Source organism: Mycobacterium sp., from assembly GCF_032162105.1.
GTDB lineage: Bacteria > Actinomycetota > Actinomycetes > Mycobacteriales > Mycobacteriaceae > Mycobacterium.
Genome location: NZ_JAVRPS010000577.1, coordinates 16,851 through 27,218, shown reverse-complemented (window position 1 = coordinate 27,218; position 10,368 = coordinate 16,851). Strand labels below are relative to the sequence as shown.

The 10,368-nt window shown below is 65.1% G+C and carries 10 protein-coding genes and 3 pseudogenes; 7 read left to right on the top strand and 6 right to left on the bottom strand.

Annotation, left to right across the window (positions count from 1 at the left end):
• Positions 1-922 (bottom strand): annotated as a pseudogene (locus tag QOC69_RS29515) (patatin-like phospholipase family protein); the annotation flags it as partial.
• A 4-nt stretch (positions 923-926) separates the two neighbouring features.
• On the opposite strand from QOC69_RS29515, the gene QOC69_RS29510 reads away from it, so the two are divergent.
• From QOC69_RS29510 to QOC69_RS29500, 3 genes and pseudogenes are all read left to right on the top strand, one after another.
• Positions 927-2,144: an NAD(P)/FAD-dependent oxidoreductase gene (locus QOC69_RS29510; protein WP_526446063.1), complete on the top strand. Its 1,218-nt coding sequence runs from the start codon at positions 927-929 to the stop codon at positions 2,142-2,144.
• Between the two features lie 276 nt (positions 2,145-2,420).
• A pseudogene (locus QOC69_RS29505) lies at positions 2,421-2,603 on the top strand (aliphatic nitrilase); the annotation flags it as partial.
• Positions 2,590-3,090, top strand: a complete 501-nt coding sequence (locus QOC69_RS29500; protein ID WP_526446062.1) for a DUF302 domain-containing protein — start codon at positions 2,590-2,592, stop codon at positions 3,088-3,090. The pseudogene QOC69_RS29505 and the gene QOC69_RS29500, both read left to right, overlap by 14 nt.
• A gap of 9 nt (positions 3,091-3,099) precedes the next feature.
• Here the strand turns inward: QOC69_RS29500 and QOC69_RS29495 are convergent, their stop codons facing one another.
• The 4 genes from QOC69_RS29495 to QOC69_RS29480 all read right to left on the bottom strand — a co-directional run bounded on the left by QOC69_RS29495 (position 3,100) and on the right by QOC69_RS29480 (position 6,638).
• Positions 3,100-3,831, bottom strand: a complete 732-nt coding sequence (locus tag QOC69_RS29495) for an SDR family NAD(P)-dependent oxidoreductase (RefSeq protein ID WP_526446061.1) — start codon at positions 3,829-3,831, stop codon at positions 3,100-3,102.
• Between the two features lie 38 nt (positions 3,832-3,869).
• Entirely contained in the window at positions 3,870-4,364 is a 495-nt protein-coding gene (locus QOC69_RS29490; RefSeq protein WP_526446060.1) for a MarR family winged helix-turn-helix transcriptional regulator, read from the bottom strand.
• A gap of 100 nt (positions 4,365-4,464) precedes the next feature.
• On the bottom strand, positions 4,465-5,601 hold the full coding sequence (locus QOC69_RS29485) for a cellulase family glycosylhydrolase (protein ID WP_526446059.1): 1,137 nt from the start codon (positions 5,599-5,601) through the stop codon (positions 4,465-4,467).
• Between the two features lie 104 nt (positions 5,602-5,705).
• Complete coding sequence (locus tag QOC69_RS29480; RefSeq protein WP_526446058.1) at positions 5,706-6,638, bottom strand: alcohol dehydrogenase catalytic domain-containing protein; 933 nt, start codon at positions 6,636-6,638, stop codon at positions 5,706-5,708.
• A gap of 101 nt (positions 6,639-6,739) precedes the next feature.
• Between QOC69_RS29480 and QOC69_RS29475 the strand changes: the two genes are divergently transcribed.
• Both QOC69_RS29475 and QOC69_RS29470 read left to right on the top strand, forming a co-directional pair.
• A complete protein-coding gene (locus QOC69_RS29475; protein WP_526446057.1) occupies positions 6,740-7,234 on the top strand; it encodes a MarR family winged helix-turn-helix transcriptional regulator in 495 nt (164 codons plus the stop codon).
• A 204-nt stretch (positions 7,235-7,438) separates the two neighbouring features.
• Entirely contained in the window at positions 7,439-8,239 is an 801-nt protein-coding gene (locus QOC69_RS29470; RefSeq protein WP_526446056.1) for a cutinase family protein, read from the top strand.
• 94 nt (positions 8,240-8,333) lie between these two features.
• Here the strand turns inward: QOC69_RS29470 and QOC69_RS29465 are convergent, their stop codons facing one another.
• Complete coding sequence (locus QOC69_RS29465) at positions 8,334-8,768, bottom strand: nuclear transport factor 2 family protein (protein WP_526446055.1); 435 nt, start codon at positions 8,766-8,768, stop codon at positions 8,334-8,336.
• A gap of 173 nt (positions 8,769-8,941) precedes the next feature.
• On the opposite strand from QOC69_RS29465, the pseudogene QOC69_RS29460 reads away from it, so the two are divergent.
• Positions 8,942-9,867 (top strand): annotated as a pseudogene (locus QOC69_RS29460) (NADP-dependent oxidoreductase).
• Positions 9,868-9,886: 19 nt separating this feature from the next.
• Positions 9,887-10,321, top strand: coding sequence for a nitroreductase family deazaflavin-dependent oxidoreductase (locus QOC69_RS29455; protein WP_526446054.1), 435 nt, complete (start codon positions 9,887-9,889; stop codon positions 10,319-10,321).
• Positions 10,322-10,368: the final 47 nt, after the last annotated feature.

The following is a 10,368-nucleotide window of genomic DNA, read 5'->3' as shown; positions in this document are numbered from 1 at the left end:
CGGTGGTCGCCGTATCATAGTCCCATGCGAAGTAGCAGGCATTGCGCGTTCCGAGCCGACCGTCCTGTACCCGTCTCCACGCCAATTCCACCGGCACGTTGCTGGCTGCGCCACCGTCGACCAGCGCGGCAACGTCCTTGATCCGCATCAAATCGTCGAGCAGGGGATCCATCGTGCGGTCGTTGGTCTCGTGATGCAGCACCCCGGGGATGGCGCACGAAAACGCCACTGCGTCGACGACGTTCATCGCTTCAGTCAAGTCGTCGCCACCGACGATGATCGGCTTGACCACGCGGCTGTCGATGAAGGCCGCCACCTGCCACAGCCGGGCAGCGACCACCGGACCGATCCCAATCCTGAGGAATGGCAGCGTGTGCAGCTGCAGTGTAGCCCGCTCCCCCGCCGCCGCCGAGCACGCAGACCAGCGACTTGTAGCCGAGTTCCGAGTCCAGTTCGGCCAACGAGAACTCGTCGACATGTCGTTCCGCGAGATGTGTGCGTTGCTCGCCGACCAGGTCGGCAACCTCGACCAGCGCACCCTTGGCCGCGATCAGTCTCCGTTCGAGATCCTGTTCCTTGCGCAGAGCATCGTGCAGCGCATCGATCACCTGCTGCCGAAATGCGGACAGTTCCGCACCGACCGAACGCCACCACGCCCGCGCACACAGCCCGGTCCAGCGGCCCCCGGCTCGAACACATCGAGCCGGGCAAAACTGATCAGGTACCGCAGTCGCCGGAATTCCTCGGGCGTGAGGACATTCGGAAACTCCAGGTCTGCCCGCACCAGCGCCGCCTCCATCACTAGCTCAACAGAGGTTCGGCGAAGGCTCACCATGCGTACAGCCTCACGTACCGGGTCCAGGCACGGTGGTGGTTTTGCGGTACCGGCTCTTGTCTGAGAATCGGCGAGGCGTGACGATATGGCGATGCCGCCTCCCACACGTGTTCTCGTTCTCGGATCTGGGTTCGCCGGGCTGTGGGCGGCGCTGGGCGCGGCGCGGCGGCTGGACGAGCTCCGGGCCGCGCCAGGCGTGGTCGACGTCACCGTCGTCAGTTCGCAGCCTTTCCACGATATTCGGGTCCGCAACTACGAGGCCGATCTCAGCGCGTGCCGAATCCCGTTGCGCGACCTCCTCGATCCGGCCGGTGTCGGCCACATCACCGCCGACGTCACCGGAATCGACGCTTCGGCTGCGACGGTGAGCACGGCCGACGGCGCAACCCTGGACTATGACCGCCTCATTCTGGCGCTTGGCAGCAGGGTGGCCAAGCCGGACCTTCCAGGGCTGGCCGAGTTCGGCTACGACGTCGACACCTACGTCGGCGCGATGAAGCTGCAGGCGCACATCCGCGATCTGGCCGAACGCCCGGCAGACCCCGCAACCGCGACAGCGGTCGTCGTCGGTGCCGGCCTCACCGGCATCGAGACCGCCAGTGAGCTGCCGAAGATGCTGTCGGACGCACTGGGCGCCGGCGTCACGCCGCGGGTGATCCTCGTCGACCACAACCCGCACGTCGGTTCGGACATGGGTGAGTCCGCCCGTCCGGTCATCCAGGATGCGTTGGCCGAGAACGACGTTGACACCGTCACCGGGGTGGGCGTTACCGCCGTTGACGAGCGCAGCGTGACGCTGTCGTCCGGGGATGTCGTGCCTGCGGCAACGGTGGTGTGGTGCGCCGGAATGCGGGCGAACCCGTTGACGGCGCAGTTCGACACGCCGTGCGACAGGCTGGGCCGGCTGCCCGTCGACGACTATCTGCGAGTTGAGGGCATCGCCGGTGTGTTCGCCGCAGGCGATGTGGCGGCGGCGAAGATGGACGACGAACACCTTTCGGTGATGTCGTGTCAGCACAGTCGGCCGATGGGCCGCTATGCGGGCTACAACGTGATCAGCGACGTGCTGGGTGCGCCCATGCTGTCGCTTCGAATCCCCTGGTATGTCACCGTTCTCGATCTCGGTCCGGCCGGTGCGGTGTACACGGAGGGCTGGGACCGTCGGGTCGTCAGCAGCGGCGCAGTGGCCAAGGCGACCAAGCGGGTGATCAACGGTGTACGCATCTATCCCCCGCTCAGCGGCGACCGAGCCGCCCTGCTCGCCGCGGCAACCCCGGAGCTGCAAGCCGCGCCGACATACGGGCATTGATCGGGGTCAGCGGGCATCCGCGGCGGCGGCCTCGAGCCATGCCGAGAACTCGCAGGCGAGGTGCCAGCGGTCTGCCGCCGGGGCGATCGGTCCGCTGAGCCAAGGCAATTCGGCTGTCAACCGATGAGGGTCCCGTCGCCCAACCGCGCCGTCCCGGCCATCTGTACGGGGTAGGTCGAATCCGCCGGGGTGACCAACCGTCGGTGTCACCGAGGGCGAAGAAGAAGCGCGAGGCGATGGGCGAGCCGCCAGTGGTCTCCTACACCTCCTGGCCGGATTGCGGATCTCGACTTCTCGTTAATCGACAGCCGAAAGGCCAAGATGGATACCTGCGGGCACTACGGCCGCCAGGAGCTGCTCAGCCGGCTGATCGATCGCACACCGACCGCCCACGTCCACGAGGTTCGCAATGAACAAGTACCCGTCGATATCGAGGAGATAGACCATGTCAGCGTCTGAACCACGCGAAGTCACCTTTACCGGAGTGCGCATGCGGTTTGACAGCAGCAAGAACTTCGATGAGCTCGTCGATGCATTGCTCTCGGACGTCGGCCGGAAGCCGGTCAACATCGATGACATCGCGATTGCCTTCGAGAGCTGGGCCTCGTATCAGGAGAAGGTCGAATCCTACGTCGGGCCACATGGTTTCATGCTTTTCGGTCTGCTGAACCACGGCGGATGGATCAAGAAGGTCGGCATCGACCGGAAGGTATTGCGGGTCATCATCGGTAACCCGCTGATCGCGATCACGATGCTGCGCCACGACGTGACGGCCGGTCTCTTCGCACCTGTTGAGCTGCTACTCGTCGAGGAAGACAGCGATCGAAGCAGTCTGACCTACGTGCAGCCGTCGTCACTCATGGTCGTCGAAGCGAACCCGCCGCTGCTCGCGGCCGCACGCAAACTGGACGCGAAGCTGGCGGCATTGGCCTCAGCCATCGCGTGATTCCGTGGATCAGATGAGTTCGAGCCCACCGTCGACGGCGAGAATCTGACCGGTGAGCCACGTGGAGGTGGGGTCTGCGAGGTGCACGATCCACGTCGCGATCTCCTCGGGTCTGCCGCGCCGTCCGAGCGGAATGCGATCGGCCTCTTCGCCTTTGATCTGGTCGACCACCTCAGGGGGTAGCCCCGCGGCGGCAAGGGCCTCGCTCTCGGTAGGACCCGGGGCAACTGCGTTCACCCTCACGTTGTCCCCAGCGAGTTCCAGCGCCCAACTGCGGGTGAGCATTTCGATGGCGCTCTTGCTGGCGGCGTAATGAGATCCGCCAGCGAGCGGACGGTGCCCAAAGGTGCTGGAAACGTTCACGATCGAACCGTGAACTTCGCGCAGATACGGCAGAGCAGCGCGCGCTAGCAGGCTGGGGGCGGTGACGTTGAGGGCGAACAGCTCCGCGATGCCGGTGCCGGTCACCTCAGCGAGCGGCACGATCGCGGCAGCCCCGGCATTGTTCACCAGCACATCGACTCGTCCCCACCGGCGAGCCGCCTCGTCGATGATGGCCTCGGGCGAGTCGTCGGCGCAAACGTCTGCGACGAACGTCGCGACCGCCGGATGTTCGCTCGCGGTCTGGCGCAAGCCGGCCTCACGGCGTCCGACGCCAAGAACGTGCGCTCCAGCTTGAGCGAAGGCGATCGCGGTGGCGCGGCCGATCCCGGATCCCGCTCCGGTGACGATCACGGTCATATCGGGGAGGCGACTGTTAGACAACGCCAGCAGCGGCGTCACTCATCCAGCTCCGCGTCGAGCGCACCGGCCGCCAGCGCGGCGGTGTTGATTCTGGTGAGCACCTCGTGCAGATTCTCGAGTTCGGCGAGCTGCACGCCGAGCCGCTCCACCACCGCCGGGGGGACCTTGAGCGCCCGCCGACGCAGGTTGCGGCCCTTCGTGGTCAGCTCGACGTGGGTGGTCCGCTCGTCGGCCGCGCTACGCGACCGGGTGACCAGGCCCAGCGCCTGCAACCGTTTGAGCATCGGCGAGAGGGTGGCCGAGTCCATCTGCAACAGTCCCGCGATGTCCTTGACCGAGAGCGGTCCGCCGTTGGCCTTCGCGTTGTCCCACAGCGCCAACATCACCAGATATTGGGGATGGGTCAGCCCCAGTGGCTCCAGCAGCGGCCGGTAGACGGCCAGCACCGCGCGGTTGGTGACGGCCAGCGCGAAACACACCTGGCGCTCCAGCGAGAGCGGATCGATCTCCGCAGCGACTCCTTTGGCCATGCCGCCATATTACATCCGGCTTAGCTTCCTATTTACTAGTGCACTAATTATTAGTGATCGATTTATAATGGGACTACGCGGGGCGAGCACAGGCGTCCCCTCAACGAACCGGGCTGGGCTGGACGCCGGCCAGAGTCCGGATCGTCTGAATTTCGCTGTCCTGATAGGGCCGTCCATCGGGTTGCAGCAGATCGCTGAACCATACTTTCGGAGGCGTTGTGTACGGATGATCCCACGAATCCCACGGCAGATACGCCTGGGTCTTGCCAGCCACCAAACCCCAGTTGAAGGCACCAACGTTGTTCCGCTTGGCAATTGGAAGAATTCCTTCAACAGTGCTGCCCAACTGCCTGGCCAGATACTCGGTGCAGAAGATCGGTCGCCCCAGTGGAGACAGCTCAGTGATCCGGGCCTGGAATTCGGTTGGCTTGGCATAGGAATGGAAGGTGATCACGTCGGAGTTGTCGAGTTGAATGCCGGCGATCGTGCTGCGGCCCTCTCCCCAGCTGCCCTGCCAAACGCCGCTGGTCAATGGTTGAGCGGGATCAACCGAACGCGCCCACTGGAAGACTTGAGGAAGTAGCGCTGCGACAACCTCCAGTTTGTCTGCCCGCTCCACCTTGCGATACACACGCGCGGGATTGTCGGGTTCATTCCACAGGTCCCAACCCAGCACCCGATTGTCGTTGCGGAACAGGCCCAACACTCCCGTGACGTAGTCCTGCAGAACACTTCGGTAGCGCGGGTCATCGATGTGCTCAGCGCCCGGGCCTTGCACCCAGCCGGAGTTGTGCACTCCAGGTGTCGGCGCGTGCTGCGGACCCAGCTTGGGCAACGGGTCCCAACAGGAGTCGAACAAGACGAAGAGGGGCCTGATGCCGTGGCTCGCGGCGATCGCGACGAACTGCGCGAGCCGGCGAGCAAAGCCTTGGCGATCCTGAGCCCACAGCAGATCGTGCAGAAACACCCGCACGGTGTTGAACCCGGCCACCCGAGCACAGGCCAACTCGGCGTCGATGCGCCGAGGGTCATAAGTGCCCTGCTGAAACATCTCGATCTGATTGATGGCCGTCGACGTGATGTAGTTTCCGCCGACGAGCCAGCCTTGCGCTTGATACCAGCTGTTGGCACGTTCAACCGACCACCGGCCTGGCTCGGCAGAGGCCCGGGGCACCCGGGTCAGTGTCGCGCCCACTGCCAATAGCAGCGGTAGCTTGAGGGCGGTTCGACGGTGCACCTGGCAACCATAATTTTCCTAGCTGACGTGCTTAGACCTCCGTATCGATTCGCAATCATTTGAGGTCGGGATCGTTATCCGCGGTGGCGCAGAGCACGACTTGATCACCGTACGAGGACGACACGACCGTCAGCGTTGGCACTACCGAGATGGACCGCATCGCCAATCTGGTCGAAGGACATGGTGCAGCGAACAGGGCTGTGAAGCCGTTGCGCGGCGACCTTGAAGAGCAGATCGGCCAGCTCGTGCCCACTCGGGGCGACGATGGTCGGAACATAGTCGGCGCCCGAACACGTCACCGGCGCCGTGGTCTCGGTGACGGAGGTGAACCTCCCACCGGGGCGCACCACGCCGGCAACCACGGAGAGATCACCCGCGACGTGAATGGCGCTGTCGACACCTCCGCCAAAATGGTCCAGCACCGCTCGGATTGACTGTGTCGCGTTTGCGCCCTCCGGGATGACGACGTCGGCGCCGAGCTTCCATGCCAAATCGGCCTGCGCTGCCGGGGTGACTACCGCGACGACGGCACCGTGTGCCCTTGCCAGCTGGAGCGCGAACCCGCCCACCTCACTGACGGGACCGTGGATGACCAGGTTTCCGAGATGTGCGGCTCCAAGCGCGCCGATTGCGTCGAGCGCGGTGACCCCAGCCAAGCCCACGCCAGCGACTTGCACGACGTCGATCCCGTCAGGGACGGGAGCAAGGAATGCCGCAGGAGCCGCCACCATTTCGGTGAAAGTGCCCGACTGCCCCTGCGTTTGCGGCGCAAGAGTCCCTGCCACGTACATGCCGACGTCGATGTAGTCCACCTCGTCGCCGACGGCCGTCACGCGCCCGACGAAGTCGCGCCCCAGGAGCACGGGATCTCGTTGACCCATCGAGCGGGTGTAGCGCCCGCGAACCGCCGCTCGATCGAAGTCGTTCACGGAGGCGGCGATCACGTCGACGACGACTCCGTCGGGCGCAGCGGTTGGTTCGTCGATGTCGAACAGGCGCGGCATGAAGTCCGGTCCGGTCACTCCCACTGCCTTCATCGCTGACGCCTTTCGCTCTCGAGTGCGATCGCTCGCATACACGGTTAAACACTTAAGTAATGCGAGCATTCCCGGTTCAACGATTAAGTTATTGTGAGGGCATGAGTACCTCGCACGAGACGCGGTGGCTGGACGCGCAGGAGCAGCAGATCTGGGCGCAGCTGTCGACGATGGTCCTCAGGTTGCAGCCTGTGCTGAGCGCACGGTTGCAGCGTGAGTTCGGTATCAACCAGTTCGAGTATCTGATGTTGGCACGGCTGTCGGAAGCGCCAGGATCGACGTTGCGGATGAGTGTGCTCGCCACGCTCTGCGGCAGCTCGCTGCCGCGGCTGTCCCAGGCCGTCACCCGCCTCGAAAAGCGCGGCTGGATGTCACGGCACCCCGACGAAGAGGACAATCGCTACACGGTTGCGGCTCTGACCCAGGTGGGACTTCGCCAACTGGAGGAAGCCGCCCCCTCGCACGTCGACGACGTTCGCGAGTTCGTCTTCGATCGATTGACGCAGGCGCAGGCCCGCCAGCTGGGCGCGATCTGCCAGCGCATCATCGACGGACTGCCACTCGACGACAGTTGGCCTCGCCCCACACCGTCCTGAGCCGCCATCTCGGCGCGGCAGAACGCGCACGACCCGGTGCCGAATCGGCGTGGGTGGTACCTCCTCGGCGATCCGCCGTGCCTCGAGTGGTGTAGATCACGCGACTTTCCGGAATCGCAGGTCCGGGATCCGGCTTGTAGCAGTCAGGTTGTCACTTAAACATTGAAGTGACAGTGAGTGGAACAAGGTAAGGGGAACCAAATCATGAGCGCTGTCACACCGCAAGGGGTCAGAGTGGGCAGGTTCACCGCCCGCACCGCACTGTCCGCGATCTTCGCCACGCTCGCCGTGGCCGCCGCCATCGCCGGCTCTCTTGTAGCCCCGGGCTCGTGGTCTGCAAAGGCGAACGCCGCGGACGACTCGTGTCCTGCCGTCGAAGTCGTATTCGCCCGCGGCACGAATGAGGTACCCGGAGTGGGCGCGACCGGGCAATCGTTCGTCGACGCACTCAACGCCCGCCTGCCGGGCAAGACTGTCGACGTGTATGCGGTGAACTACCCCGCATCGTTGAACTTCGGGCAGGCCGTCGACGGCATCGCTGACGCCAGCAACAAGATCCAGTCGGTCGTGGCGAGCTGCCCGAGCACCAAGATCGTGGTTGGCGGTTACTCGCAAGGTGCGGCAGTGGCCGGTTACACCACCACCGATACCGTTCCCGCCGGATTCGACCTGCCGGCCGGCATCAACGGCCCGATGCCTCCTGCGGTCGCCTCGCACGTCGCGGCAGTGGTCCTGTTCGGAACACCGGATGCCTGGGTTCTGAACCTGGCCGACCGCAACGCACCTCCCATCGCCATCGGCCAGGCCTATACGGCGAAGACCCTGCAGCTGTGTGCAACCGGCGACCCGGTCTGCTTCCCCGGTGGCCTTGACCGCTCCGCGCACAGCTCCTACAAGGACAACGGAATGGCCGATCAGGCAGCCGATTTCGCCGCCAGCCAGTTGGGCGTTCCTGCCCCGGCGGCGACGGTGCAGCAGACTGCAGGCGAGGTCGGCGGCAACTGAATGACGCCGTCACCGCCGAACCGGTGACGACCGACCAACGGCCGGAAGCGAGTCCCCAGGACCACTTCCGGCCGTTGGTCTTTTGCGCGTCGGCTTACCCGGTGTTGAGCGGACGGGTTTCGGTCCAATCGACCACGAGCTTGCGCTGGCCGAAGTACCAGACGCCATCGTGTTTGACGAAGGAATCGAGATAGCGGATCGCGGCGGTCATCAGACTGCGTTCCGAACCCTCGACCTTGACGTGGTGAGCCAGGCAGTACGCGACGCCCGCGGCGTGCTCGCCGTCGAGCACCGTGGTGCTTTGACCGTTGAAGTGCATGGTTGCCTCGTACGCGTTGAGTGCGTCGAACACCGGGGCAAGCGCCGTACGCCCCTGAATGTGCTGGGTAGGTGTGGGACTACTGATGTCCATGTACACCTGGAAATCAGAGTCCTCGGTGAACAGCGCCATCTGACCGGCAGAATCACGCCGATCGGCACAGTAGGCGTACGCGTCGACCAGTTCTCGGATCGCCAGCCTGTCGGCCATCTCTTGAAGTGAAAGATCCGCACGCGTGGCGCGCCGGAAGTCCCCAGATGTCACCGTTCTGCTCCGCTCCGTCTAGATCGATTCGCAACAGTCCCAAATGCTGCGTTGTATCGCGCCGATGCTCCGATCATCGACTGGTTGACACATCACGTAAAACCACTACTGTAGCGCTCATGCCCAGAGCTGTGCAGTTCGATTCGTACGGCGGCCTCGACGTCCTCGAGGTGCGCAAGGTACCGCGCCCCGTTCCTGCAGACGGCGAGGTTCTGGTCGAGGTCAGGGCGGCCGGCATCAATATCAGCGAGGCGGCGATTCGCACGGGTGCCGTGCGCGATATGTTTCCTGCGACGTTTCCGTCCGGGCAGGGCAGCGACCTCGCGGGGGTGGTGGCCGAACTCGGTTCCGGCGTCGGCGGTTCGCCGTCGGCGATGAGGTCATCGGATTCTCCAGCCGACGGTCCAGCCACGCCGAATACGTGACCGTGCCCGCGACCCAGTTGACGCCCAAGCCCTCCGCGGTCCCGTGGGAAGTGGCCGGTTCGCTGTACGTCGCGGGGTGCACCGGCTACGCCGCGGTGCGGGCGGTGCGCCTCGTACCGGGCGATACGGTGGCGATCGCGGGTGCGGCCGGTGGCGTCGGCTCGATCGCGGTTCAACTCGCCCGACGCGCCGGGGCCACGGTCCTTGGCATCGCCGGGCCGTCCAACGACGGCTGGCTGGCCGAGCATGGCGCGATCGCAGTCAACTACGGGGACGACCTGCCGGCCCGGCTGGGTGCCGCGGCACCGTCCGGACACATCGACGCCCTGCTGGACTTCTTCGGTGGTGGGTATGTCGCGATGGCGGTCGAGGACCTCGCAGTCCCGCCCGACAGGGTCGACACCATCGCCGATTTCGCTGCCGTGGAGCGGTTCGGGGTCCAGTCGGCAGGTGGCGCAGATGCCGCGACCGCAGCGGTGGTCGCCGAGTTGACCGACCTCGTCGCACGGGGCGAGCTGGACGTGCCGATCGCCGGAGTCTTCGCCCTCGACGATGTGCGGGACGCGTACCGGGAGCTCGAACTGCGCCACACCCGCGGCAAGTTGGTGCTGCGACCGTGACCGATGTGAGGAGAACACGATGAGCGACGGCAACGACTTCAACGAGCGCAACATCGCCGAGTTCCGCGCCAACCACGGTCAAGTCAGTGGCCCCTTCGAGGGTGCGCCGATCGTCCTCCTGCACACCGTCGGTGCACGGAGCGGGAAGCCGCGGATCAACATCATGATGTACCTCGCCGACGGCAACCGGTATCTCGTGTTCGCCTCGAACGCCGGTGGTGACGATAACCCCGCCTGGTACTGGAACCTGAAGGCCAACCCCGACGCCCGCATCGAAGTGGGCGACGACGTCGTCGACGTGCATGCCACGGACCTGCAGGGTGCCGAACGGGACGACAAGTACGCGCTGCACGCCGAGCGGTATCCGGGATTCGCCGAGTACCAGCGCATGACGTCGCGGACCATCCCAGTCGTCGCGCTCACGCCTACCGGTGCGGCGAAGCCGCGCGAATGAAGGTCCTGGCCGCAGGCGCAGCCAGTCCAACTCTGCCTTACCCTGGC